At 58.8% G+C, this 23580-nt stretch carries 29 protein-coding genes and 1 pseudogene; 28 read left to right on the forward strand and 2 right to left on the reverse strand.

Features of this window, described 5'->3' with window-relative positions:
• From HMPREF7215_RS13495 to HMPREF7215_RS02350, 15 genes and pseudogenes are all read left to right on the forward strand, one after another.
• Positions 1-547: hypothetical protein (locus tag HMPREF7215_RS13495; protein WP_040550209.1), on the forward strand; the 547-nt coding region annotated here is incomplete at its 5' end.
• A 34-nt stretch (positions 548-581) separates the two neighbouring features.
• Entirely contained in the window at positions 582-776 is a 195-nt protein-coding gene (locus HMPREF7215_RS02285; RefSeq protein ID WP_009163991.1) for a hypothetical protein, read from the forward strand.
• An 18-nt stretch (positions 777-794) separates the two neighbouring features.
• Positions 795-983, forward strand: coding sequence for a hypothetical protein (locus HMPREF7215_RS02290; RefSeq protein ID WP_009163992.1), 189 nt, complete (start codon positions 795-797; stop codon positions 981-983).
• Positions 984-1014: 31 nt separating this feature from the next.
• Positions 1015-1236, forward strand: a complete 222-nt coding sequence (locus HMPREF7215_RS02295; RefSeq protein ID WP_009163993.1) for a hypothetical protein — start codon at positions 1015-1017, stop codon at positions 1234-1236.
• Positions 1237-1353: 117 nt separating this feature from the next.
• Entirely contained in the window at positions 1354-3357 is a 2004-nt protein-coding gene (locus tag HMPREF7215_RS02300) for an ATP-binding protein (RefSeq protein ID WP_009163994.1), read from the forward strand.
• 47 nt (positions 3358-3404) lie between these two features.
• Positions 3405-3632: a tail protein X gene (locus tag HMPREF7215_RS02305; protein ID WP_198004535.1), complete on the forward strand. Its 228-nt coding sequence runs from the start codon at positions 3405-3407 to the stop codon at positions 3630-3632.
• Positions 3629-4708: a phage late control D family protein gene (locus tag HMPREF7215_RS02310; protein ID WP_009163996.1), complete on the forward strand. Its 1080-nt coding sequence runs from the start codon at positions 3629-3631 to the stop codon at positions 4706-4708. Before HMPREF7215_RS02305 ends, HMPREF7215_RS02310 begins: the two co-directional genes overlap by 4 nt.
• On the forward strand, positions 4705-5172 hold the full coding sequence (locus HMPREF7215_RS12260; RefSeq protein ID WP_009163997.1) for a phage baseplate assembly protein V: 468 nt from the start codon (positions 4705-4707) through the stop codon (positions 5170-5172). The genes HMPREF7215_RS02310 and HMPREF7215_RS12260 overlap by 4 nt, the downstream gene beginning before the upstream one ends.
• Before the next feature lie 168 nt (positions 5173-5340).
• Positions 5341-5559 (forward strand): annotated as a pseudogene (locus HMPREF7215_RS13500) (PAAR domain-containing protein); the annotation flags it as partial.
• Positions 5560-5565: 6 nt separating this feature from the next.
• A complete protein-coding gene (locus HMPREF7215_RS02325) occupies positions 5566-5961 on the forward strand; it encodes a phage tail protein (RefSeq protein ID WP_009164000.1) in 396 nt (131 codons plus the stop codon).
• Entirely contained in the window at positions 5958-6269 is a 312-nt protein-coding gene (locus HMPREF7215_RS02330; protein WP_009164001.1) for a GPW/gp25 family protein, read from the forward strand. The genes HMPREF7215_RS02325 and HMPREF7215_RS02330 overlap by 4 nt, the downstream gene beginning before the upstream one ends.
• Positions 6259-7392, forward strand: coding sequence for a baseplate assembly protein (locus tag HMPREF7215_RS02335; protein ID WP_009164002.1), 1134 nt, complete (start codon positions 6259-6261; stop codon positions 7390-7392). Before HMPREF7215_RS02330 ends, HMPREF7215_RS02335 begins: the two co-directional genes overlap by 11 nt.
• Positions 7385-8032 carry a phage tail protein I gene (locus HMPREF7215_RS12270; RefSeq protein ID WP_009164003.1) on the forward strand — a complete coding sequence of 216 codons (648 nt, stop codon included), beginning with the start codon at positions 7385-7387 and terminating at the stop codon, positions 8030-8032. The genes HMPREF7215_RS02335 and HMPREF7215_RS12270 overlap by 8 nt, the downstream gene beginning before the upstream one ends.
• Before the next feature lie 12 nt (positions 8033-8044).
• Positions 8045-9475, forward strand: coding sequence for a phage tail protein (locus tag HMPREF7215_RS12275; protein ID WP_009164004.1), 1431 nt, complete (start codon positions 8045-8047; stop codon positions 9473-9475).
• A gap of 2 nt (positions 9476-9477) precedes the next feature.
• Positions 9478-9996: a DUF4376 domain-containing protein gene (locus HMPREF7215_RS02350; protein WP_009164005.1), complete on the forward strand. Its 519-nt coding sequence runs from the start codon at positions 9478-9480 to the stop codon at positions 9994-9996.
• Between the two features lie 47 nt (positions 9997-10043).
• Here HMPREF7215_RS02350 and HMPREF7215_RS02355 read toward each other — a convergent pair whose 3' ends face one another.
• Both HMPREF7215_RS02355 and HMPREF7215_RS02360 read right to left on the reverse strand, forming a co-directional pair.
• Positions 10044-10322, reverse strand: a complete 279-nt coding sequence (locus tag HMPREF7215_RS02355) for a type II toxin-antitoxin system YafQ family toxin (RefSeq protein WP_009164006.1) — start codon at positions 10320-10322, stop codon at positions 10044-10046.
• Positions 10319-10594, reverse strand: a complete 276-nt coding sequence (locus tag HMPREF7215_RS02360) for a type II toxin-antitoxin system RelB/DinJ family antitoxin (protein ID WP_009164007.1) — start codon at positions 10592-10594, stop codon at positions 10319-10321. The genes HMPREF7215_RS02355 and HMPREF7215_RS02360 overlap by 4 nt, the downstream gene beginning before the upstream one ends.
• 98 nt (positions 10595-10692) lie before the next feature.
• On the opposite strand from HMPREF7215_RS02360, the gene HMPREF7215_RS02365 reads away from it, so the two are divergent.
• The 13 genes from HMPREF7215_RS02365 to groL all read left to right on the forward strand — a co-directional run.
• A complete protein-coding gene (locus HMPREF7215_RS02365; protein ID WP_009164008.1) occupies positions 10693-11088 on the forward strand; it encodes a YcbK family protein in 396 nt (131 codons plus the stop codon).
• A 2-nt stretch (positions 11089-11090) separates the two neighbouring features.
• The gene (locus HMPREF7215_RS02370; protein WP_009164009.1) at positions 11091-11462 is read left to right on the forward strand and encodes a phage holin family protein; all 372 of its coding nucleotides are present in this window, start codon (positions 11091-11093) and stop codon (positions 11460-11462) included.
• Positions 11455-11775 (forward strand): transposase, encoded by a 321-nt coding sequence (locus tag HMPREF7215_RS02375; RefSeq protein ID WP_156797401.1) that lies wholly within the window; start codon positions 11455-11457, stop codon positions 11773-11775. The genes HMPREF7215_RS02370 and HMPREF7215_RS02375 overlap by 8 nt, the downstream gene beginning before the upstream one ends.
• On the forward strand, positions 11681-12094 hold the full coding sequence (locus tag HMPREF7215_RS13770) for a chemotaxis protein (protein ID WP_232205505.1): 414 nt from the start codon (positions 11681-11683) through the stop codon (positions 12092-12094). The genes HMPREF7215_RS02375 and HMPREF7215_RS13770 overlap by 95 nt, the downstream gene beginning before the upstream one ends.
• A 347-nt stretch (positions 12095-12441) precedes the next feature.
• Entirely contained in the window at positions 12442-13836 is a 1395-nt protein-coding gene (gene citX / locus HMPREF7215_RS02385) for a citrate lyase holo-[acyl-carrier protein] synthase (RefSeq protein ID WP_009164013.1), read from the forward strand.
• 42 nt (positions 13837-13878) lie between these two features.
• Positions 13879-15261 (forward strand): AmmeMemoRadiSam system protein A, encoded by a 1383-nt coding sequence (gene amrA, locus HMPREF7215_RS02390; RefSeq protein ID WP_009164014.1) that lies wholly within the window; start codon positions 13879-13881, stop codon positions 15259-15261.
• Positions 15258-16085 (forward strand): AmmeMemoRadiSam system radical SAM enzyme, encoded by an 828-nt coding sequence (gene amrS / locus HMPREF7215_RS02395; RefSeq protein WP_009164015.1) that lies wholly within the window; start codon positions 15258-15260, stop codon positions 16083-16085. Before amrA ends, amrS begins: the two co-directional genes overlap by 4 nt.
• A gap of 309 nt (positions 16086-16394) precedes the next feature.
• The gene (locus HMPREF7215_RS02400; RefSeq protein ID WP_009164017.1) at positions 16395-18527 is read left to right on the forward strand and encodes a glutamine synthetase III domain-containing protein; all 2133 of its coding nucleotides are present in this window, start codon (positions 16395-16397) and stop codon (positions 18525-18527) included.
• 245 nt (positions 18528-18772) lie between these two features.
• Positions 18773-19468 (forward strand): metal-dependent hydrolase, encoded by a 696-nt coding sequence (locus HMPREF7215_RS02405; protein ID WP_009164018.1) that lies wholly within the window; start codon positions 18773-18775, stop codon positions 19466-19468.
• Between the two features lie 31 nt (positions 19469-19499).
• A complete protein-coding gene (locus HMPREF7215_RS02410) occupies positions 19500-20021 on the forward strand; it encodes a cob(I)yrinic acid a,c-diamide adenosyltransferase (RefSeq protein ID WP_009164019.1) in 522 nt (173 codons plus the stop codon).
• A gap of 63 nt (positions 20022-20084) precedes the next feature.
• Positions 20085-21833, forward strand: a complete 1749-nt coding sequence (ptsP, locus tag HMPREF7215_RS02415; protein ID WP_009164020.1) for a phosphoenolpyruvate--protein phosphotransferase — start codon at positions 20085-20087, stop codon at positions 21831-21833.
• 285 nt (positions 21834-22118) lie between these two features.
• The gene (gene groES / locus HMPREF7215_RS02420; RefSeq protein WP_009164021.1) at positions 22119-22406 is read left to right on the forward strand and encodes a co-chaperone GroES; all 288 of its coding nucleotides are present in this window, start codon (positions 22119-22121) and stop codon (positions 22404-22406) included.
• A 42-nt stretch (positions 22407-22448) separates the two neighbouring features.
• Positions 22449-23580: chaperonin GroEL (gene groL, locus HMPREF7215_RS02425; RefSeq protein WP_009164022.1), on the forward strand; the 1132-nt coding region annotated here is incomplete at its 3' end.

The following is a 23580-nucleotide window of genomic DNA, read 5'->3' on the forward strand; positions in this document are numbered from 1 at the left end:
CCGCGTCGGCGGCCCCACCGTGGCCCTGATCGGCGAGGGCGACAGCCCCGAATACGTCATCCCCGTGCAGGGCCGCCACAAGCGGCGCGGCCTGGCCCTGTGGCAAGCCGCCGGCCGCGACCTGGGCGTGCCGGGGCTGGTCGGGGGAGGATACGCGGCGGTGCGTAGAGTTCCCAAAGAAAAGCCGATTTGGGACAACCCCGCTTTCAATTTTCTGCGCAATCAGACGGCGCAGGCAATTCAGGACGCTCTGACGGCTACGGGGTTGAGCGGACTCTACCATGGGTTGCAGGGGAAGAGTTTGGGAGCGGAGGGAATAAAACTTTCTGCGGGAATGGGACTCGGTTATTATTTTTTAAGACCGTTAATCGCGCCGACGGGGTCGGAATCGAATTCGAAGGCGCCTATCGTTTTCAATATAAAAATAGAGGCCAACGAGAAAGAAAGCGCCGAAAGCATTGCGGATCGAGTGACGGAGAAGGTGATCCGTCTTCTTGACGAAATGAAACGGCGACAGCAAAGTTTGAGCTTGAATGCCGATTTCTGATCTGGTATCACAAAAATATAGGAGGTGGGGAACGATGAAATTCTTCAAATGGCTTGCACAGTTGAGTCTTGCCCGTTTTCTGCTGCTCTGCGCGGCGGATGTCGTCGCCGTTTCCCTGCTGACGCTTTGGAACGAGCGGGCGGGGAACTGCCTGCGGTTCCTGAGCGCCGTGGCGTGCCTCTTTTATTGTATGGAAATCGCCGGAAAAATCTCGAACAAAACGACCTAACGCAAAGAGGCGAGGACAATGACGTCGAAAAGAAAACGCGATTTGCTGAGCGCGGCCTTCGTGGCAGTGTTTTCTTTGTTCTGGGTTTCCAGCGAATCGGACAATATCCTGCGTTATCGGCATCCGTATCTTGCGCCGATATGCTTCGCGGGCAGCGTGATCATCGTCTTCGCGCTCTACGCGCTCCGCCGCGGGGAACGCGGATAGCGGCGGCGTTGCGGTTTCGGAGGACGACGATATGAGTCTGGAAAATCTGGAAGTCGTGAAAGACTGCTTGGGATTATTGCTGCTCGGTACAGTTAGTGTTTCAGCGTTTGCAGTCCTGGGAGCTTCGGAGTACAGTCATGGCTTCTTGAAGTTCGGAGGAGTCTGCCTCATTCTTTCCGTTGTTTTGATAGTGGCAATCAAAGACTTGACGGCGAAGATAAAAAGACAGGAAAACGGCAAAAAGAACCGTTAAAATATCGCTGACGCAAAGCCGCCCCCGTTCCGGGAGCGGCTTTGCTTATTGGGAGGGCTTGCCATAGTTGAGTTCCCATTGCATAATAAGCTAAACCATGATGGGGAGGCTAAGAGCGTGAAAACAAACCTGCGGCGTCGTGTAAATAAGCTAAGGCTGACTAAAAATAATATTTTAATTACCGTCATTGAGGCAGTCGTAAATGCTATGCAATCTATAGCAGAAGCAGCTGTTTCGGATGGGCGGATAACGGTTACTCTTCATCGAGATAACTCGCAGCTCTTGGTGGAACAGGATAATGATAGGAGACTACCTCCTGTTGCCAAAATCGAAATAGAAGACAACGGAGCGGGGTTTACGGAGGAAAACATGGAATCCTTTCTTACTCTTGACAGTGCTCGTAAGGAGAAGTTAGGAGGCCGTGGCGTTGGCCGTCTGCAATGGCTGAAGGTCTTTGAGAATGTACAGGTTTCTAGCGTCTATGAGGGCGAGTCCACGCCAATGAAGAGAGAATTTTCTTTCAATGTGGCAGATGAAGTAAAGAAAGCAGGAGACCCCACTTCGTGCAAAGAGGCAAGGCATACTATCGTGCGCCTCGCGTGTCCGCGTCGCGACTTTGAAAGCCGCTTTAGGAATTGTACTGCAGAAAAGGTCGCTGACTATATTAAAGAGAACTGCATTTATGATTTGCTTAGCGGAGCTTCCAAACTTACGATTACTGTCAAGGATCCATATGAAAACAAAGAGTTCGATGTTGTCGAGCTGGCCAAAAAGTGGGTGTCATCCAGATCGGATGAGAACTTTGTTGTTGATGGGCATGAATTCAAGATGACTCACGTCATGCTTTCTGATACAAAACGCCAGCCAGTAATTGTATATTACGGAAATACACGACCAGTTGTAAACAGTGAATTGAGTGCACTTCTTCCTGAGCTGAACGCGGCATTTAAATGCAAAGAGCAAGGATACATGTGTCAAGTTTGTAGCGAGTATCTGGACAGCCGTGTTTCCGATACGCGAGATGGCTTTGATATTGCCGATAGCAATACGGGGCGACTGCCCCTTGAGTTATCTTTCGATAAGATCCAGCAGACTGTCGTTGAGCACATTTGCATTCATATGAAAGATTTAATCGACGAACAAAAAGAGAAAGCCTACCAGCATGTAAGAGACTATGTTGATAATAGGAATCCCCGCTATCGTTCCGTACTGCCCGAAATTGTTTCACGTGCAAGGTTTGTTGCTACAGATAACGATAAAGAGATTGAAAAGAAATTACATGATGGATATGTTCAGCTAGACAACGAATTTTTCGAGAAAAGCCAAGAGCTTTTAGGACAGTTAACAAAGGATCAACAGATCAACGACGAATTTGAGGAAAAAATACGTCGTTTTACTAAATTAGAAGCTCAGCTGCATATCAGTGATTTGGCAACTTATGTTTGGCGTCGGAGATCCGTACTTGAAATTCTTGAAAAAATCATTGGCAAGCGAGGTGATAAGAAGTATTTTGACGAAAAAAATATCCATCAGCTTATTATGCCAATGAAAAAAGAATCGGATGTTGTTGCCTTTGAACGCTCAAACCTTTGGATTATTGATGAGAGGCTTGCGTTTCATCATTATCTTGCATCTGATCTTGAGTTAAGAGAGTATGGAATTCTTGAAACAAGCCTAAAAAGCCGTCCTGATATTGCTGCTTTCTTTGATAATCCTATGTACGTAAATAATAGCAATTCTTCAGCCGGGCGAGAAATATCAATCGTGGAGTTTAAAAGACCGATGCGATCAGATACTGGTCGTGGAAAAAATGACCCCACGGAGCAAGCTCTGTATTATTTGCAAGAAATTCGTTCTGGAAAACTCAAAACTTTAAGTGGACGCCCTATCGAACCTACAGAAAATATTCCTGGTTATTGTTATATTATTTGTGATATTACAGAGAACATGCAAGCCTTTCTCGATGTGCACGAGTACAGCAAGGCAAGTGATCAAAGATACTTTCATTTTAACAAGTCCTTGAATGTTCTCATCGAAGTAATTGGCTATGACACATTGGTTAAAATGGCAAAAGAAAGGAATCTTGCTTTCTTTGCAACACTAGGAATAAGTCAGTCATAATCATGATCATACGCAAAGCCGCCCCCGTTCCGGGAGCGGCTTTTTCGATGGACTTTGAAAGGGGCGAACCGATGGCGACGATCACGACGATTCAGGGCGACGCGTGGGACAAATTGGCCAAGCGCGCCTGGGGCGACGAGAAGCTGATGGACCTGCTGATCCAGGCCAATCCGGCGCACAACGCGACGGCCGTCTTTTCGGCCGGGGTAACGCTGGCCGTGCCGGAGAGCGAGCGGCGCGCGCGTTCGGCGCCGCCGCCGTGGAGGAAGGAATGAGGGCGCGCCGGGCCTGGCTGAAGCTGCTGTACGACAGCGCCGACATTTCGGCCGACGTGGCGCCGTTTCTGCGGTCGGCGACGTTTACCGACAACTGGGGCAGTGCCGACGATCTGCAGATCACGTTGGCCGACGCCGAAGGTCTGTGGCGGGGCGACTGGTTTCCGGCGAAGGGGGCGCGGCTGACGGCGACGATCTTCGTCTCGGACTGGAACGCGCCCGGCGACGCGGCCAAACTGTACTGCGGCGTCTTTTTCGTGGACGAGGTGACGGCGCAGGGGCCGGAAGCGACGGTGACGGTCAAGGCGCGGTCGGTCATGGTCACGGACGCGAACGGTCCCGGGGCGGGCATCCAGAAGCAGCTGAAAACGCGCGCCTGGGAGAACACGACGTTGAAGACGATCGCCGCGCAGATCGCCGTGGAAGCGGGGCTGACGCTGCACTTCCAGCTGTCGGAAGACATTTCCTACGGCCGCCGCGACCAGTTGGAGCGCTCGGATCTGGGCTTTCTGGAATGGCTGGGCGACGAGGGCGGCTTCTGCGTGAAGGTATCGGATAAAAAGCTGATCGTCTGCTCGCGCAGCGATCTGGAAGCGGGCGCTCCGGTCGGCATGGTGCAGCGCCGCGGCCCGCGGAAGAAAACGGCGTTCAAAACACTGTCCGGCGCGACGGGGATGAGCGAGGTGTCGTCGTGGAGTTTCAGCAGCAGCGCCGGCACGCAGTACAAAAACTGCACGGTGAGTTGGTACGACGCCGCGAAGAAAACGACATACCGCGCCACGGCCAGCACCGACGCCGTCGATTCCGGACAGTCGTTGACGCTGTCAGAGCGCGCCGAATCGCCGGCCGACGCGCAGCGGATCGCCGCCGCCCGGCTGAAACGCGCCAATCTCTCCGCGGTACGGGGCACGCTGACGATGATGGGCGACGTGCGCATGGCCGCGGGCGTCAATATCACGGTGGAGGGCTTCGGCATCTTCGACGGCAGGTTCTTCATCGACAGCGCCGTGCACAGCGTCGACGGCGGCGGAGGCTACAAGACGACGATCCAAGTGCATCGAGGTGAGAAGAAATGAAAAGCGGTACCGGCGGAACGATCCGCGTCGGCGAGGTGTCGGCGATCTATCCCGAGCGCGGCACGGCGCGCGTCTATCTGCCCGATCTGAACGTGGTTACGGGCGAATGTCCCGTGACCGTGCCGGCGGCGGTGAAAAGCCGCGATTACCGCATGCCCGAGGTGGGCGAGACGGTAATCGCGGCTTTTTTGGGAAACGGCGTCGAATCCGGGTTCATCCTGGGCTGTCTTTACAACGAGAAGGACCGGGCGCTCGTCGCCGACGCGGACGTACGTCACTGGACGATGGAGGGCGCCGGCGCGATCGAGTTCAACCGCCGCGAGGGCAGCGTGCTGATCGTCGACGCTTCCGGCAGCGTCATCAAGATGTCCGGCGGCGACATCGTTTTGCAAGCGGCCGCCAACATTCACCTCAACCCCGGCGGCGCGGAGATCCCCGCGCATCTGTCGACGATTTTCGATTGAGCGGGCGGCGGATTGACTGAAAAACAAAAGAGAAGCCGCTTTCCGAAAGGAGAGCGGCTTTTTCTATGGAGCTCGGAAAGGAGCTGGGAGACGATGCCGGCAGTGACTCGCAAGGGCGACGTCTGCACGGGGCACGGGTGATGGCCGTCCCGTCCCTCGGTCGAGGGATGTGCGACGGTCTTCGTCAACGGGATCCCGTTGCACTGCGCTGGGCACGGCTGGGCGCCGCACACGTGTCCGGACGTGCCCGAGACGCACGCTTCGGCGCTGGCGGACGGCTGGCCGACGGTCTACGCCGAAGGGCGGCGCGTCGGGTACGTCGGCGCGCCGGTGGCCTGCGGCTCGACGGTGGCGGAGGGATCGCCGAACGTTTTCGTGGGAGGATAACATGGCATGATCGGCACTTTGGGAGACGTGGTTTTCGAGGCGTCCAGCGAGCTGGTGCGGACGTTCGACGGGTTCGAACGCTCGGGCGGCGCGCAGTACGCCGAGCACGCGCGTATCGGGCTGAAGCCGCTGCTTCAGTACGTGGGGCCGCAGCTGGAATCGGTCAGTTTCAGGATGGCGTTCGGCGCGGAGCTGGGCACGCGGCCGCTGGACGAGATCGAGCGGCTGCGTGCCATGCGCGATTCCGGCGAGGCGGCGGTTCTGATCCTGGACGGCCGGCCGCTGGCGCGTTTCGTGATCGAGTCGCTAGCGGAGACGTGGAAGCGGATCGACAACAAGGGCGGCCTGATCGCGGCGGAGGTGCAGGTCAGTCTGAGAGAGTACGCGGAGGGCACGGCATGAGGCGGATCGTTGCGGCGTCTTGGGGCGCGGTGGACTTCGCCCCGGCGACGGTGTCGGAGGAGGTCGTGCAGAACGTGCGCACGATCCTGTCCACGGCCGCCGGCACGGTGCCGCTGGATAGGGATTTCGGCGTGGACGCGGACGCGCTCGATCTGCCGGCGCCGTCCGCGCAGGCGAAAATCGCTGCCGACGTGGTGGCCAAGATCGCCAGGTACGAGCCGCGCGCCAGGGTCGTGCGCGTCGCCTGGCAGGGAGACGCCGACGGGCGGCTGAGGCCGCGGGTGGAGGTGGAGATCGATGAGCAGTGACCTTGCCGCGCTGCCGCACGTCCGTTTCGTGGACGGGGACGCGGCGGACGTGGAAAGAAACGTGATTACGGGGTACGAAAGGCTGTCGGGCCGGTCGCTCGCGAAGGGCGATCCGATCCGATTGTTTTTGGAGAGCGTCGCGGCGGTGATCGTGCAGCAGCGCGAGCTGATCGACTGGGCGGCGAAGCAAAACCTTCTGGCCTACGCGAGCGGGAACTACCTCGATCATCTCGGCGCGCTGCTGGGAGTGACGCGCCTGCCGGCCAGGGCGGCCGTGTGCACGGTGCGCTTCGCTCTGTCGGCGCCGCAGACGTTCGCCGTACTGATCCCCAAGGGCACGCGCGTGTCTCCGGACGGCGTAACGATGTTTGCCACGACGGCCGCGGTGACGGTCGCCGCCGGAAATACGTCCGTCGACGTGACGGCCGCCTGCGAAACGGACGGCGAGATCGGCAACGGATACGTGCCGGGGCAGATCGGGCGCATGGTCGATCCGGTTCCGTACGTGGCCGGCGCGTCGAATACAAGCGTCGCTCTCGGCGGCAGCGATGTCGAGAGCGATGACTCGCTGCGCGAACGCATCCATCTGGCGCCGGAGTCGTTCAGCGTGGCCGGCAGCGAGGGCGCGTATATCTATTGGGCGAAGACGGCGCACCAGGACATCGCCGACGTGTCGGTCGTCGCGCCGCCGAGCGAGCCGGGGCACGTCTACATTTATCCGCTGCTGACGGGCGGCGCGCTGCCGTCGGGCGAAATTATCCAGCTGGTGGCGAAGACGTGCGGTTCCGAACGAGTGCGCCCGCTCACCGACGTGGTTCACGTACAGGCGCCGCAGACGAAAGCCTACGGCGTGAATCTAAAGTATTACGTCGCCGGCCGGAACGCCGCGCTGAGCGCGGAGATCAAACGCGCGGCGGAAACCGCCGTCGCGGATTACGTCGCGTGGCAGCGCGCCGCGCTGGGGCGCGACGTTAACCCCTCGGAGCTGATCCGCCGCGTCATGGCGGCGGGGGCGCTGCGCGTGGAGGTGACGTCGCCGGTGCATACCGTGCTGACGCCGTTGCAGGTGGCCGTATTGTCGGGCGACCCCGTGATCGCGTTCGGAGGGTTCGAAGATGGCTAAAGCCTTGGACGAACTGTCGTTGCTCGACGTGGTGCCGGCGTCGATCACGGCGGATCGTCAGGTCGCCGCCGCGGCAACGGCGATCGACCCCGAACTGCGGGCGGTATCAGGCGGGACGGCTCTGCTGCCGATCCTGTCGCGCCTGGACGAGCTGCCGGAAGCGTGGCTTGATCTGCTGGCGTGGCAGTGGCACGCGGACGCTTACGACGAAGCTTTGACGCTCGAACAGAAGCTCCGCATCGTCGAACGAACTTTTCTCGTGCACCGCTACAAAGGCACGTTCTTCGCCGTAAAACAGGTGCTCGAAGGCCTGGGTTACGAGTCGGAGCTGATCGAGGACACCGGGCAGCACCATGTTTTCGACGTGATGATCCGGCTAGAGGCGGGGGGCGATATCGGAGCCATCTCGGAGCGCGCCGCACGTTACGTCGATTCGGCGAAGCCGGCGAGCCGCCATCTGCGCCGCGTCATAAATCACGCCGAAACGGGCGGTTCGATCGCGCCCGGAATGGCCGTGATGGCCGGCGCGGTCGTCGAAGTGTGGCCGCTGACGTCGACCGAAGCGGAAACTTCGGGGCGGCTCGACGTTGCGGCGGCGATGGAAGCGATTGCGACGGTCGAGATCCGTCCTTGCGAATAAAGGAGAATGAACATGCCTACTTATGGAAGTGTATTGACCGTTACCGGCGCGGCGCAGATCGCCAACAGCCAGATCACCGGCGTCGCCCCCGTCTGGACCGCGATGGGCGTGGGCGACGGCGGCGGGCACGTCGTCACGCCGAGCGCCGAGCGGACGGCGCTGGTGCGCGAGGTGTACCGCGGGCAGATTAACACGCTCTACCGCGCCGGCGACGACGAAACGCAGATCGTCGCGGAGCTGGTCATTCAGCCTCAGACGGGCGGCTGGACGCTGCGCGAGGTCGGCATTTACGACGCCGACGGGAATCTGGTCGTCTACGGCTCGTTGCCCGAGATGGTCAAGCCCGTGCTCGCCGAGGGCAGCGGCGTTACAACGGTGATCCGTGCCCGCGTGGCGGTCGGCTCCAACGGGAACGTGACGCTGAAGATCGATCCAAGCATAGTGATCGCGACGCGGAAGTACGTGGACGATTGTCTGAAAAAATATCTGCCGCTGGCCGGAGGCACGCTGACCGGCAATCTGAGCGGCAGCGGGGCGGATTTTAATCTGTACAAAGCCAACGCGGCGGGACGCATTGTCGTTCGTGGCGGCAGTCAGTACGCGAACGGCGGTTCGATGTATCTCTACGGCAAGGACTACGATTCGAGCGACCCGAATTTGCCCAATGAAGATCCGGGCAGCGCCGTTCTCGTCGCGCACGACGGCGCGAGAAGCAGCGTTTTGAAAATGAAACCCAACGGAACGCTTAGCCTCAATGCCAAAGATGTTGCGACGACGCTCTCCAACGTCGCTTCGGCAACCAAACTCGAAACGCCGCGAAAAATCAATGGAAAATACTTCGACGGCACGGCTGATATTAACGTGGAGGACAACAGTAAATTGCCGCTGGCCGGCGGCACGTTGACCGGCAATCTGAGCAGCAGCGCAGCGGACTTCAACCTGTACAAAGCCAACGCGGCGGGACGCATTGTCGTTCGTGGCGGCAGTCAGTACGTGAACGGCGGTTCGATGTATCTCTACGGCAAGGACTACGATTCGAGCGACCCGAATTTGCCCAATGAAGATCCGGGCAGCGCCGTTCTCGTCGCGCACGACGGCGCGAGAAGCAGCGTTTTGAAAATGAAACCCGACGGAACTTTTACTCTCAACGGCAAAGCGCTTGCGCTGGAAACGGATTTGGAATCAAGCGGAACTGACTATATTCGCTTGAAATCCGGCGTGCAAATCTGCTACGGCAATGTACAAATCACTAACGGCGCGTCCGGAAACTCAATCACGTTTCCGCAGCCGTTCAGCGCCGCGCCAAGCGTGCAAGCAACGCCGGTAACGCAAACGGTCGGCATCGGAGTCGATAGTATATCCGCGACGGCGACAACGATCAAAACTGCAACCGCAGCTTATGTCCGTTGGCTGGCGGTTGGACGCTGGTCGCAGGGGGTGTGAAAATGATCGGCACGAAATTTTATAAAAACGCTTGGACTGATCAGACGGCGGAGCAGTATGCGGCCGCGGCGGAGTGGTGCAACACTCACGGCGCGCGGATCGAGGACAAAGGCGACTGTTACGAGGTCGTTGCGATTCCCGAACCGACGCTGGACGAGCTGAAATCCGCCAAGCGCACGGAGATCCTCGCCGCGCGCGACGCCGCCGTCCGCGAGGGCGCGACGTGGCAGGGACACCCGATCTGGACCGACGGCGACGCGCAGCGCCTCGCCCTGTCGGTCATGGCCGCGCCGACGCTGGCAGCCGCCGTCGGCAGTCCCGAGACGGTGCCGTATCCGACGTGGACGTGCAAGGACGGTTTTGTGATCCAGCTGGACGAGGCCTATGCGACGGATCTCTGCCTGACGATCCAGACCTACGTGACGGCCATGTACAACACGGCGGCGGAACTGCTGACGCAGGTGGACGCCGCGCAGAGCGCGGAGGATGTGGCCGCGATCGTCTGGATGGAGGGCGCTTGACGGATAAACGAAAGGGGAGCGCCCGCGGAGGCGTTCCCCTTGTTCATTCATTCGAGTATTTCGCTGTGCGTGCCGGTGCGTTGAAGAACGAGCACGAGTTCGTTTTTCCGGCGCAGGTACAGAAGCAGCCAATCCGGCGCGATGTGGCAGTCGCGGAATCCTTTTTTGTCGCCGCGCAGCGGATGATCGCGGTACTTCGCCGGCAGCGGTTTGCCCTCGGCCAGCAGTTCGACGGCGGCGCGCAACAGCCCTATGTCGTAGCCGCTGCGCATGAGGCGCGCCACGTCGCGGTCGAATTGCCGCGTGGTTTTGACGCGGTACGTCATTTCCAGCCTTTGGCCTCGAACAGCTCCTTGGCGCTGTTGTAGAACGGCGCGTTGGGATCGTCGGCGATGCGCTCCGCTTCCTCCATGGCCGCCAGAGTTTCGGCGTTCGGGCGCGGCAGCCCGAGGGGAAACGGAATGCGCTGTTCGCGCACGGCGGTCTTGGCGAAAATGGTGAACGCCGCCGACATCGACAGCCCAAGCTGCTCGGTCAAGTCGTTGAAATCGTTTTTCAGTTCTTCGTCCATACGGATGTTGATCGAAGTCTGAGGCATGTCTATCATCTCCTTTGTATATCGTTATTATATACAAATAACATCCAATGTCAATATTAACGGGTTGAAACAGTGAAAATCGGGAAAGAGGTGGTTTTATGGCACGGGAAATGTTGTCGCCGCATTTTGCGAAAGACGAATGCGTGTGCCGCTGCGGCTGCGGACTGTGCAACGTGACGCCGCGGCTGCTGGCGCTGGCGGAAAAGGTGCGCGACCTGTTGGGAGAGCCGATGATCGTGACGTCGGTATGCCGATGCCGCGATCATAACGCGAAAGTCGGCGGCAGCCCGCGAAGCAAACACGTGAACGGGCGCGCGATGGACTTCAAGACGCGGAGCGATCCGCAGGCGGTTTACGACGCCATCGTCCGCACCTGGGAGAACGGCGAGCTTTCGGAGCTGGGCGGTGTCGGAATTTACGACTGGGGCATCCACATCGACACGGAAAAGGCCCCGGATGGGCATCTGAGGCGCTGGGACTTGAGAAAGGGATAGACATGCACGGAGAGGAACAGCATGAAAAGACGCTGATCGATCTGATGATGACCGGCTGCATAGGGGCTGCGCTGGCCATGATTTTCCAGGGTGTGCGCGCCAGCCGGGAACATCTCGGAGAACCATTTAACGGCTGGCGTTTTACCGTCGGCTTGACGAGCGCCGGGGCGTTGGGCGCCATGACGGCGTGGGGATTGGACGAGCTTGGTGTCAGCGACCAGCTGAGCGCCATGATCATCGCCATGCTGGGCTACGTTGGAGGCCCGCTGCTGGATATTATGTATATCGAAGTGCAGGAAACGCTGCAGGCCGCGTTTGACGGCCTGCAAAAATGGCTGAACGAAGGGAAGTGGGACCGGCATGATCATGAATAAACTCTTTGAGATCGTGCCCGGTAAAACGAACCGCCGCTGGCTGTTTGCGCTGGCGGCGGTCGTCGTTGCCGCTGTGCTGACGATATGGTACTGGCGAGGATATCGCGGCCATGGAGAGACGGACGCCGTGATCGGCCGCCTGCGCGAGAGCGCCGCCACCGCAGAGCGCCGGGCGGACGCCATCATTGACGCGACGGCACGGAGGGAGGTGACCGCCCGTGAAACGACTCGTAAAAAGACCGCTGATCTACCTGCTGATAAGCTCTGTGACGCTCTCAGTGCTATGCTCGCCGACTATCGCGCAGACTACTGAGCATATTGCGCCCGTCCGCAAGATGGTCGACGTTCGGCGCGTCGCCGGCGGCTATTTACTCTCCGAGAGTGCCATGCGCGACACGGTGGCAGGCTGGAGCTCCGATCGTGAATCCGTCCGCGTGCTGCGGCGGGGACTGGAAGATCTTCGGGCGGAGATCGCCGCGCAGGCCGAGGACACGCGGCGCTTGGTCAGCGACCTGAAACGGGAGTTGGAACGAGAGCGCGCCGCCTACAACGCCAAGATCAGGCGCGCCAAAGGTCAAGGACTGCTGTACGGCGTTCTGATCGGCTCGATAGGAATAATGATCGCAAAATGACAAACACCCTCTTGCCAATGGTATAATCGTTGGCGAGAGGGTGTTTTTGCATTTGGATACTTGCGAAAAAAACGTGCTAAAAGCCGTACCAGTAAAACGAAATTAGATTTTCTTATATAGCAATTGCAAGGGTAGAAGGATGTTGATATCCTAGTTACCGCCACCAGCCGGAAACGTTCCCCCTCGGATCACCGAGGGGGGATTTTTGTTCTTGAGTTCTACGTTCTCTCTGCCTTGGGTTATATTCGTTTTCGTTAAAAAAGGCAGAAAGCCTTTGCTCTTTTCAGTGGAAACTCGTATGATAATGAAAATAAATCTGCCTGCGGGCATTTATGGAAGAGGACTTTATGGACGTTGAGCGGATTCTCGGAGAAAACGGCATTTCTCTTGCGCAGATGCTGGCGGCGCGCGAGCGGCGGGCGGCGCGTCAGCGGGACATGCTGCGCGGCGGCGGAAAAAGTCTGATCAGTTATACGCTGAACATGCCGGGCGAGATCAAGCAGTTTCCTCTGGCGCAGTCGTTTTTCCGACACGGGCTGGCGCGGCTGGAGCGGCATCTGGCGCGGCGCGGCGTTTCCGTTGTCAAAAAAGAATGCCGCTTCGAGTCGACGGGCAGCGAAGCCATGCTCTTGACCGACGGCGCGCCGGCAGACGTCAAAAGCCTGACTGTCGCGCTTGAGGTCAGTTCGCCTGCGTCGCGGCTCTACGATATGGACGTGCTGGCGCCCGACGGAACGAAAATTTCCCGTGAAGCTTTGGGCTTGCCGCCGCGCCGGTGCGTGATCTGCGGGCGCGCCGCGATGGACTGCGCGCCGCGCCGGATCCATCCGGCGCGGGAGCTGGCCTGTGCCGCTGTGAAGCTGATGTACGACGAAGCGGTCGGCCGTTTCGCCGATACGGTCGCGAACGCGGCCCAGCGGGCGCTGCTGTACGAGGTCTGCGTTTCGCCCAAGCCGGGGCTGGTGGATCGCTTCAACTCGGGATCGCATCGCGATATGGACCTTTTCAAGTTTGTGGACAGCGCCAGCGCGCTGGCGCCGTATTTCCGCCGCTGCGCCGCGCTGGGGGCGGAAGCGGCCGAACAGGAGCCGGAACGACTTTTTCAGGCGCTGCGACTGCCGGGAATGGAGGCCGAAGCGGCCATGCTGGAAGCGACCGGCGGCGTCAACGCGCACAAGGGCGTGATCTTCTCCGTCGGCGTGGTCTGCGCGGCCCGCGGCTGGCTATGGGGGCGCGGAGAACCAGCCGCGGCGGAGCGGTTAGCCGGCGCGGCGCGGAAGATGCTTGCGGGCCTGAAGGATGAGTTTCCTCCACAGGGGCAGTCCGCGGGCGAGAAAATTTTTCGCGAAAGCGGCGTCACGGGAATTCGCGGCGAGGCGGCGGCCGGCTTCCCCGCGGTGCTTGAATGCGGGCTGCCGGTTTTCGAGCGGCTGTTGGCGGAGAACCTGCCGTTGAACGACGCCGCGGCGGTGACTTTGCTGCATCTGATTGGCGCCGCGGACGACACGAACATGATCCGACGCTCCAGCCTGCCCCGTTTTCGGGAAGTGCAGCGCCAGATCGAACGTCTGCTGGACGGGACAACTGTGCCGAGCATGACGGACATCGCCCGGCTCGACCGCCAGTTCGTCGCGGAGAACCTCAGTCCCGGCGGCAGCGCCGATTTGCTGGCGCTGACGCTGCTGTTGCATTTCATGCGGGATTTCGAGAATGAAAAAGCGCCGTGGCTGAGTGAGAGCTAAGCTGCTCAGGTTCAACGTTTGTTTGTGAAAGGAGCGATCCACGTGGCAATTCTTGGAGCTTTTGCGGTGCCTCACCCGCCGGTGATCCTTCCGGAAATCGGACGCGGAGAGGAGAAGAAAATCCAGGCTACCATCGACGCCTATCGTGAAGCGGCCCGCCGGGCCGCGGCGCTGAAGCCCGACGTTCTGATCGTCCTGTCGCCTCATGCCGTCATGTACCGGGATTATTTTCACATTTCGCCGGGGCGGCAGGCGCGCGGAAGCTTCGCGGCGTTCGGCCGGCCCGACGCGGCGTGCGACGTTTCCTATGACGGCGAACTGGTGGAAGCGATCGGGGCTGAAGCGGCGGCATCCGGGATCCCCGCCGGAAAAAAGGGCGAACGCCGCCCCGAACTCGATCATGGCACAATGATTCCATTGCGGTTCTTTTGTCAGTCGTGCGGCGGGCTCCCCATCGTCCGCATCGGCCTTTCGGGGCTGCCGTTGCTCGAACATTACAATTTCGGCACGGCGATCGCCCGCGCGGCGGAGCGCCTCGGGCGCAGGCCCGTCGTCGTCGCCAGCGGCGACCTGTCGCACAAACTGAAAGCCGACGGCCCCTATGGCTTTGCGCCGGAAGGGCCCGAGTTCGATCGGCGGATCATGGAGATTTTTTCGTCGGGCGACTTCGGCGCGATGCTCGAGTTCAATCCCGTCTTCTGCGAAAAGGCGGCGGAATGCGGGCTGCGTTCTTTCGTCATCATGGCTGGGGCCTTCGACGGCTACGACGTCGAGAGCGAGATCCTGAGTTACGAGGGACCGTTTGGCGTCGGCTATGGCGTGGCCTGCTTCGCTCCTCGCGCCGTCGATGAAGGCCGGCGTTTTGAGCGGTCGTTTTTGCAGCGGGAACGGGAAACGCTGCGGCAGACCGCCGCGCGTGAAGACGCCTATGTAAAGCTGGCGCGGCTGAGTCTGGAACATTATGTGAAGAGCGGGCGCGTGGCCGGGCTCCCTGACGGTCTGCCGGAAGAGCTGACGAAGCGTCGCGCCGGCGTCTTCGTCTCCGTCACGATCGCCGGCGAACTGCGCGGCTGCATCGGCACGATCGAGCCGACCAGAAGTTCCGTCGCCGAGGAGATCCTTTATAACGCGGTTTCCGCAGGAACGCGCGATCCGCGCTTCGCGCCCGTAACCGAAGCGGAGCTGCCGAGACTCGTTTACGACGTAGACGTGCTTTCGCCTGCCGAGCCGGCGGCGAAAGACGATCTTGACGTCAGGCGCTACGGCGTGATCGTCAGCAGCGGGCGCCGTAAAGGGTTGCTGCTACCCGACCTCGACGGCGTCGATACCGTCGAGCGTCAGCTGGACATCGCGCTTCGCAAGGCCGGCATCGGGCGCGGCGAAAATTATTCGCTTCAGCGCTTCGAGGTCGTGCGTCATCGATGAAACGCTGCCAGCTGTGTTTCCATCGCTGCGCGCTGGAGGAAGGCCAGCGCGGCATCTGCCGCGCCAGAGTGTGCCGCGGCGGGCGCATCGTCGAGGAGAATTACGGCCGGATCACCTCGCTGGCCCTGGACCCGATCGAGAAAAAGCCTTTGCGGCATTTTTACCCCGGCAGTTTTATCTTGTCGGTCGGAAGCTACGGCTGTAACTTGCGCTGTCCCTTTTGCCAGAACGATTCCATTGCCATGTCCGATGGAAGCGGCCTTGCCGCGCGGCGCGCCGAACCCGTTCGGCTGGCGGAATTGGCCGGGGAACTGCGAGCCCGCGGAAACATCGGCTTGGCGTATACCTACAACGAGCCCACGGTCAGCTATGATTTTGTCGTCGATTGCGCGCGCCTGATCCATGAACGGCAGATGAAAAACGTCCTGGTCACGAACGGTTCGCTGCTTTCCGAGCCGCTGCGGGGGCTTTTGCCGCTGATCGACGCCATGAACGTGGATCTGAAGGGATTTACCGAGGCATATTACCGCTGGCTGGGCGGCGATCTGGAAACGGTGAAGAATTTCATCCGCCGTGCCGTTGAATTCGGCTGTCACGTCGAGGTGACGACGCTGGTCGTGCCCGGAAAGAACGACGGCGACGATGAAGTCGAGCGGCTGGCGGCCTGGCTGGCGTCGCTTGACCGCGATCTGCCGCTGCATCTCTCGCGGTTTTTTCCGCGTTATAAAGTTCAGGATAGGCCGCCGACGCCGGTCGCACGGATTTACCGTCTGGCGGAACTTGCCCGCCGGCACCTGACGTACGTTTATGAAGGAAATTGCTGAAAAGAGAGCCTAGTATGGTTGAATAACCGTATCGGGCTCATTTTTTTGACCTCGGCATCATAAAGAAGACCGACGACGGGAATAAAGGCGTTGTCAAAATTCTATCTGTGCATGTCTTTTTTCAAAAAGACATGCATGTAAATGGATTTCTATCTGCATAAAGTCTGTATTTTATGTGTATCTGCATGCTCCTATCCTGATGGATGTGATATACTCTTGCATCATGAAAAGATGAATCGAAAAAATTTGGCCTTGTCTTTTCTTGAAAAAATTTAGCACGGCAAACACATTTGGGGGAGGTTGAAGCAAATGGATGAAGGTGTAGCCCGTCCTGCGGAGATTTTTGGAATGCATGTTTTCGACAAATCGGCCATGAAGGAACGTTTGCCGGAGGACGTATACCGGCGTCTGATGACGGCGGTCGAGGGAGACGGCAAGCTCGACGGTTCGATCGCCGACTACGTGGCGGCGGCCATGAAGGAATGGGCCCTTTCCAAAGGCGCGACGCATTATACCCACTGGTTTCAGCCGCGGACGGAAGTCACGGCGGAGCGGCACATGGCCTTTCTCAATCTCGACGGCGAGGGGCATCCGATCCACACCTTCAGCGGCAAGGAACTGATCCAGAGCGAACCCGACGCTTCGTCCTTCCCTTCGGGGGGCATGAGGAATACCTTTGAGGCCCGTGGATATTGCACCTGGGATCCTTCCAGTCCGGCCTTCATCGTCCTCAGCCACAAAGGCGGCACGCTCTGCATCCCTTCGGTGTTCATCTCCTACGATGGCACGCCGCTGGACATGAAAACGCCGCTGTTGAAAAGCATCGGCGCCATCCAGGAACGGGCCATGCGTCTGCTCAAACTGTTCGGCAACCGTACCGTGCGTTCCGTTGACGTGACCATCGGCGCGGAGCAGGAATATTTCCTCGTCGATGAGGAAAAGGCGCGCCGTCGGCCGGACATCGAGTTGTGCCGCCGCACCTTGATCGGCGCGCCGTCGCCCAAGGCTCAGGCCGTCGAAGCCCATTATCTGGGGGCGATCCACCCCCGCGTCCTGGCTTTTATGGAAGACGTCGAGCGCGATATGTACCGTCTCGGCCAGGTGCTGATGACCCGCCATAACGAAGCGGCTCCCGGACAGTTCGAGTTCGCGCCCGTTCTGTCGGAAGCCAATCAGGGCTGCGACCAGAATCAGATGCTCATGGAAGTAATGCGCAAGATGGCGCGCCGCCACCATTTCCAGCTGCTGCTGCACGAAAAACCGTTCGCCAGCGTCAACGGCAGCGGCAAACATCTGAACGTTTCGCTGCGCGACAGCGAAGGACGCAATCTGCTCAAGCCGACCAGCAACCCGCGGCGTAATATCCAGTTCCTTTCTTTCATCGCCTCGTTTTTGCTCGGCGTCAGTCGTCACGGCGGACTGCTGCGCGCTTCCATCGCTTCGGCGGGCAACAGTCACCGTCTCGGCGGACACGAAGCGCCGCCTGCGATCATGAGCGTCTATGTCGGCTCGCAGATCAATCACGTACTGAACTGCTTGGCTCAGGGCGTGAACGAAGACATGACGGCGAAAGGATCGATTGACCTCGGCATGGATCGTTTGCCGACGCTCAACAGCGACGTCAGCGACCGCAACCGGACCTCGCCCATCGCTTTTACGGGCAATAAGTGGGAGTTCCGCGGCGTCGGCGCTCCGCAGGCGCTTGGCGGTCCGCTGACTGTGATGCTGGCCATTTGGAGCGAGGGAATCGAGCGCTTCTGTACGGCGCTGGAGTCGCGTCTCATCGGCGGGGCGGACGTGGCCGACGCGGCGCTGGCCGTGATCAAAGACGCCTGGGAAGAATCGGCGAACGTGCGTTTCGAAGGCAACGGTTACGACGCGGCGTGGGTCGAAGAGGCGAAGCGACGCGGACTGCCGGTCTGCCGGAATACGGTCGAAGCTTTGGATCAGTATCTGGTCAGGGAACACCGCGATCTGCTGGCGAATCTGGGGATCATGACGGATCGCGAGATCGTCGCTTACCATGAAGTGCGCCTGGAACAGCACAATGAAACGATGTTGACGGAGATCGGCGTGCTGCGCGCGATGATGTTCGAGGGCGTGCTGCCGGCCATTTCCAAACAGCTGGGGCGGGAAGCGCAAGCCCTGTCCGGCGTGCCGTCGGGACTGCGCGATCGACTCTCGGCATGGGAAAAGAATCTGAAACGTTTGGTCGAAATCAAGTGCGGCATCCTCGAGAAACTGGAAAAATTAGACGCCACGGTGGCCTCGGTTAAGAGCGGAGACGCCCACGCCGCTGCGGAAATCCTCGTCGGCGAAGGCGCGTCGCTCATGGGGTCGATCCGAGCTGACAGCGACGAAGCCGAACAGCTGATCGGCAAAGATCTTTGGCCTTATCCGACGTACATGGATATGTTCCGCATCGAAGACTTCGAGCTCTGAGCCGGAACATCGGCCATGCAAAAAGCGCCGTCCCTCGAAAGAAGGACGGCGCTTTTTGCACGAAGGCGCGCGTCGGTTTGAAGTTTATCGCCGAATGGCGGGATGAGCTTTGTATAAAAAACACGCTGATGGCCGACATGAAATTTAGTCGTATAATAGGAGCGCGCGGTTTCTTTTTATGCTAATATATTTATTTGTAATAAAAATCGCGAATCTGCGTTAAATTTTGAGGGAGGGTGCGCACTATGGCCACACAGCTTCAGTTTTTGGGTCATGCCAGCTTTAAGATCCAGAGCGACTACAGTTCGATCGTGATCGATCCGTTTTTCACGGGCAATCCCTATGCCTGCTGCACGGTGGATGATTTTATCGCGCTTGACGCGATGCTTCTGACGCACGGGCATTCCGATCATCTGCGGGACGCGGCCGCTATCGCCAGGCAAACCGAATGTGCCGTGATTTGCAACGATAAGGTTGCCGAATATCTCAAATCGCAGGGCGTGAATCCGGAAACGATCACGGTGATGAAAAGCGGCGAGAGCCGAAACTTTCTGTTCGGCAAGGTCACTGTCGTGCCCGCGGTCCACGCGTCGTCGATTCAGGCCGACGGACAGGAACTGCCTGACGGCGAACCGTGCGGCTACGTGATCGAAGTCGATAAGCACAAGGTTTATCACGCGGGCGATACCATGCTCTTCGACGGCATGAAAGAGCTGCGTCCCATGGCGATCGACATCGCGCTGCTGCCGATCGGCGGAACCTACACGATGAACGCCGACGAAGCGGCGCAAGCGGCGGAAATGATTCACCCCCGCGAAGTCATTCCCATGCATTACAACACGTTTCCCAACATTATGGCGGATCCGCAGGCTTTCGCCAAAAAAGTTCCCGCCGACGTGGCCGTGGTTGTCCTCCAGTCCAGTGAAAAGGAAACGCTGTAACGGACCGCGATTGGGAAATGCGAGCCTGAACATGCTCGAACGCGGTTTCGTACAAGTTTATACGGGCAACGGCAAGGGCAAGACCACGGCGGCGCTGGGGCTCGCCCTCCGCATGGCCGGGAACGGTGGGCGCGTTTTCTTCGGGCAGTTCATGAAAGGGCGGCTTTATGGCGAGCATCGCGCCCTCTCGGCGCTGCCGCGGATCGACGTGCGGACGTTCGGCGGTCCCCGCTGCCTTCGCCGTGAAGAGGTCACCGAGAAAGACCGGGAAATGGCGCGGCGGGGACTGGAAATCTGCCGGCAGGCCATGCTCTCCGGACGGTACGATCTGGTCGTGCTTGATGAGATCAACGTGGCGCTGTGGTTCGGCTTGGTCTCCGACGAGGCGGTAAAAACTTTTTTGGATGAACGGCCCGGGAAAACGGAACTGCTTTTGACGGGGCGTTATGCGCCTCGATGGCTCATTGAACGCGCCGACCTGGTGACCGAAATGAAGCTGATCAAGCACTACTACGACGCCGGGGTCATGGCCCGCGATGGCATTGAGCGTTGAGCTTGACGCTTGTCTATGGCATCTTGTCTTTGAATTCTGTGCAGTGGCGAGGGAGGAAATTGCGTGAAGGGGCTGGGCGTATCTCCGGGAATTGTCATGGGGCAAGTTTACGTCGACTGGAAGGAGCAACTCGAGATAGAAAAAGACTATGTCGACGACGCTGAAGGGGAAGTGGAGCGTCTGAACCTGGCCGTAGCGACTGCCAGCGAAGAGATCCGACAACTTTATGCCGGCGAGACCGTCGTTGTTGACAAAGACGAAGCGGGGCCCGATTTGTATCGCGTACATGGCATTATGCTCGGAGATCCGGAATTTCTCGGCGAGATTCGGGATATGATCGTCGCTCAGAACGTCAACGCCGAATGGGCCGTCAAGACCGTGGCGGAGAAATTCGCTCAGGTCTTCGAGAATATGGACAACGATTGCCTGAAGGCCCGGGCCGATGACGTCAAAGACGTTTCGGCGCGCGTGTGCCGTCTGCTTCTGCATATCGAAGGCGGCGACCTGCTCAAGGATGAGCGGGAAGGTCTGATCCTCGTCTGTAAAAGCATGGGCACGGCGGAGATCTCGCTGATCCAGAAGAATAACATTGTCGGTCTGGTCTGTGAAGAGGGAACGATCGGTTCTCATGCCACCATTATGGCCCGCAATCAGCACAAGCCTGCCGTGGTAGGGCTGAGCGGAGTTGCCGACGACGTGTACCATGGCGATTTCATCATTGTCGACGGCAATAATGGCGACGTCTTTATCAACCCGGATGAGGAGACGATCCGGGAATGCCGTGCGCGGCAGAAACGGGAAAGCCTGTTTCAGGAGCAGCTGCGCAGTTTTGCGGGACGGCCGGCTTGCAGCGCCGACGGAGTGTTGTTGAAAGTTTACGGCAACGCCGCTTCCGATGCGGATATCAAATCGATCGTAGAAGTTGACGGGCATGGCGTCGGGCTCTATCGGACGGAATACATTTATCTGACCCGCGCGCATCTGCCGGCGGAAGGCGAGCAGTTCTGGGAGTACAAAAAAGCCATGCTGGCCATGAAGGGGCGTCCTGTGGTCTTCCGCACGCTTGACATCGGCGGCGACAAAATCCCTTCTTATCTGAGCATGCCGGAGGAGAAGAACCCGGCGCTCGGCCATCGAGCGATTCGTTATTCGCTGTCACGCGTGGATATTTTTCGCAGCCAGATCAAGGCCATTCTGCGCGCCAGCGCCTACGGAGACGTTTCCATCCTGCTGCCGCTGATTTCGGCCATTGACGAAGTGCGTTCGGCGAAAAACGTGATCGATGACGTCAAGGAGGAGCTTCGCAGGGAAGGGACGCCCTTCAATCCCCGCACTAAAGTCGGCGTCGTGGTGGAGACGCCTTCGGCCGCCGTCATTTCCGATCTGATCGCGCGCGAATGCGACTTCCTCAGCATCGGCAGCAACGACCTGATCCAATACACCATGGCCGTCGACCGCTTGGCCGCGGCGTTGTCTTACCTTTATTCGCCGTTCTCGCCCTCGGTCCTGCGTCTTGTGCAGACCACCATCAAAAATGCTGCGACGGCGGGCAAGCCCGTCAGTTTGTGCGGTGAAATGGCGGGAGACCCCTTGCTGAGCCCGATCCTTTTCGGCATGGGGCTGCGCTCTTTCAGCGTCAATCCTTTCGAGATGCTGCGCACGCAATGGATTCTTTCGCTGTTGAAAACCGAAGAAATGCGCGCCTGCGCCGATGAAGTGCTGAACTTGGCGACGGCGGAGGAGATCCATCGTTATTGTCGGGAGCATTTCTCGCGCTTCGTATCCGGGGATTACGTCCCGACGGAGCAATGATTTGTAAGAGAGCAACCCGCTGTGGTTGCTCTCTCTATTTATGGGCAAGGGCGCGTCGCGATTGTTTTTACATAACTAAGCGGAAGAGCAGTATACGGTAGAAAATAGCCGATAAACGGAACTTCGTCGGGAAAAATTGGAGAAAGATAAAATATTTATCTGTAACCATTCTTGAATTTGACCGCCAAAATTGTATTATATCCATTGTTAGCACTCGAAGTGATCAAGTGCTAATAAAAATCACTTCGGAGATTTTTGTCGAACTCAGTATAGGAGGAATAAATAATGCAGTTGAAACCCCTTGCGGATCGTATCGTCGTCAAAGTCGTCAGCGGAGAAGAAAAGACCAAGAGCGGTCTTTATCTGCCGGATACGGCTCAGGAAAAGCCCCAGGAAGGCGAAGTCATCGCCGTCGGGACGGGCCGCATTCTCGACAATGGTCAGAAACTTCCCCTTGAAGTGAAAGTCGGCGACCATATCGTTTTCAGCAAGTATTCCGGCACGGAGATCAAGCTCGACGGCGAGAAACTCGTGATTTTCAGCGAGCGCGACGTTCTTGCGGTGATCGACTAGTTTTTTCGGGCAGACATCATTATTTTCAGGAGGAATTCATAAATGGCTAAAATTCTTGCTTTCGGTGAAGAATCCCGCCGCGCGCTTGAGCGCGGCATCAACAAAGTTGCCGACACCGTTGGCGTGACCCTTGGCCCCAAGGGGCGCAACGTGGTGCTGGACAAGAAATTCGGTTCTCCCGCCATCACCAACGACGGCGTGACCATCGCCAAGGAGATCGAGCTTGAAGATCCCTTTGAGAACATGGGTGCTCAGCTTCTGAAGGAAGTTGCCTCCAAGACCAACGACGTGGCCGGCGACGGCACGACCACCGCGACTGTTCTGGCCCGCGAGATGATCAGCGAAGGCATGAAGAACGTGGCCGCCGGCGCCAACGGCATTTACCTTCGCAATGGCATCGCCGCCGCCGTGGACGTTGTGACCGAACACCTGAAGGCGATGGCGCATCAGGTCAACGGCAAGGACGACATCACTCAGGTCGCTTCGATCTCCGCCAACGACAAAGCCATCGGCGCCATCATCGCCGAAGCCATGGAGAAGGTGGGACGCGACGGCGTCATCACCGTCGAAGACAGCCAGACCACCGGCACCACGCTGGAGACCGTCGACGGACTTCAGTTCGACAAGGGCTACATCAGCCCCTACATGGTTACCGATCCCGAGCGCATGGAAGCTTCCCTCGAAGACGCCTACGTGCTGATCCACGACGGCAAGATCGGCAACGTCAAGGATCTGCTTCCTATCCTCGAGAAAGTTCTGCAAACCGGCAAGCCCCTGCTGATCATCGCCGAAGACGTGGAAGGCGAAGCTCTGGCGACGCTCGTCGTCAACAAACTGCGCGGCACGATGACCGCCGTGGCCGTCAAGGCTCCCGGCTTCGGCGAGAGACGCAAGGCCATGCTGCAGGACATTGCTGTGGTCACCGGCGGCGAAGTCGTCACTTCCGATCTGGGGGAGAAGCTCGAGAACGTCGAACTGTCCAAGCTCGGCCGCGCCAAAAAGATCCGCATCACCAAAGAAGACACTACCATCGTCGACGGCAGCGGCAACAAGGACGACATCCGCAACCGCGCCGCTCAGATCCGTACCGAGATCGAGAACTCCACTTCCGATTACGACAAGGAAAAGCTCAAGGAGCGCCTTGCCAAGCTGGTCGGCGGCGTCGCCGTCATCC

Source organism: Pyramidobacter piscolens W5455 (assembly GCF_000177335.1).
Lineage (GTDB): Bacteria > Synergistota > Synergistia > Synergistales > Dethiosulfovibrionaceae > Pyramidobacter > Pyramidobacter piscolens.

Excerpts from the sequence above, each read along its gene's own strand:
- HMPREF7215_RS02285 (WP_009163991.1), top strand. The coding sequence starts at position 582 with ATGAAATTCTTCAAATGGCTTGCACAGTTGAGTCTTGCCCGTTTTCTG.
- HMPREF7215_RS02290 (WP_009163992.1), top strand. The coding sequence starts at position 795 with ATGACGTCGAAAAGAAAACGCGATTTGCTGAGCGCGGCCTTCGTGGCA.
- HMPREF7215_RS02295 (WP_009163993.1), top strand. The coding sequence starts at position 1,015 with ATGAGTCTGGAAAATCTGGAAGTCGTGAAAGACTGCTTGGGATTATTG.
- HMPREF7215_RS02305 (WP_198004535.1), top strand. The coding sequence starts at position 3,405 with ATGGACTTTGAAAGGGGCGAACCGATGGCGACGATCACGACGATTCAG.
- HMPREF7215_RS02310 (WP_009163996.1), top strand. The coding sequence starts at position 3,629 with ATGAGGGCGCGCCGGGCCTGGCTGAAGCTGCTGTACGACAGCGCCGAC.
- HMPREF7215_RS12260 (WP_009163997.1), top strand. The coding sequence starts at position 4,705 with ATGAAAAGCGGTACCGGCGGAACGATCCGCGTCGGCGAGGTGTCGGCG.
- HMPREF7215_RS02325 (WP_009164000.1), top strand. The coding sequence starts at position 5,566 with ATGATCGGCACTTTGGGAGACGTGGTTTTCGAGGCGTCCAGCGAGCTG.
- HMPREF7215_RS02330 (WP_009164001.1), top strand. The coding sequence starts at position 5,958 with ATGAGGCGGATCGTTGCGGCGTCTTGGGGCGCGGTGGACTTCGCCCCG.
- HMPREF7215_RS02335 (WP_009164002.1), top strand. The coding sequence starts at position 6,259 with ATGAGCAGTGACCTTGCCGCGCTGCCGCACGTCCGTTTCGTGGACGGG.
- HMPREF7215_RS12270 (WP_009164003.1), top strand. The coding sequence starts at position 7,385 with ATGGCTAAAGCCTTGGACGAACTGTCGTTGCTCGACGTGGTGCCGGCG.
- HMPREF7215_RS12275 (WP_009164004.1), top strand. The coding sequence starts at position 8,045 with ATGCCTACTTATGGAAGTGTATTGACCGTTACCGGCGCGGCGCAGATC.
- HMPREF7215_RS02350 (WP_009164005.1), top strand. The coding sequence starts at position 9,478 with ATGATCGGCACGAAATTTTATAAAAACGCTTGGACTGATCAGACGGCG.
- HMPREF7215_RS02355 (WP_009164006.1), bottom strand. The coding sequence starts at position 10,322 with ATGACGTACCGCGTCAAAACCACGCGGCAATTCGACCGCGACGTGGCG.
- HMPREF7215_RS02360 (WP_009164007.1), bottom strand. The coding sequence starts at position 10,594 with ATGCCTCAGACTTCGATCAACATCCGTATGGACGAAGAACTGAAAAAC.
- HMPREF7215_RS02365 (WP_009164008.1), top strand. The coding sequence starts at position 10,693 with ATGGCACGGGAAATGTTGTCGCCGCATTTTGCGAAAGACGAATGCGTG.
- HMPREF7215_RS02370 (WP_009164009.1), top strand. The coding sequence starts at position 11,091 with ATGCACGGAGAGGAACAGCATGAAAAGACGCTGATCGATCTGATGATG.
- HMPREF7215_RS02375 (WP_156797401.1), top strand. The coding sequence starts at position 11,455 with ATGAATAAACTCTTTGAGATCGTGCCCGGTAAAACGAACCGCCGCTGG.
- citX (WP_009164013.1), top strand. The coding sequence starts at position 12,442 with ATGGACGTTGAGCGGATTCTCGGAGAAAACGGCATTTCTCTTGCGCAG.
- amrS (WP_009164015.1), top strand. The coding sequence starts at position 15,258 with ATGAAACGCTGCCAGCTGTGTTTCCATCGCTGCGCGCTGGAGGAAGGC.
- HMPREF7215_RS02400 (WP_009164017.1), top strand. The coding sequence starts at position 16,395 with ATGGATGAAGGTGTAGCCCGTCCTGCGGAGATTTTTGGAATGCATGTT.
- HMPREF7215_RS02405 (WP_009164018.1), top strand. The coding sequence starts at position 18,773 with ATGGCCACACAGCTTCAGTTTTTGGGTCATGCCAGCTTTAAGATCCAG.
- HMPREF7215_RS02410 (WP_009164019.1), top strand. The coding sequence starts at position 19,500 with ATGCTCGAACGCGGTTTCGTACAAGTTTATACGGGCAACGGCAAGGGC.
- groES (WP_009164021.1), top strand. The coding sequence starts at position 22,119 with ATGCAGTTGAAACCCCTTGCGGATCGTATCGTCGTCAAAGTCGTCAGC.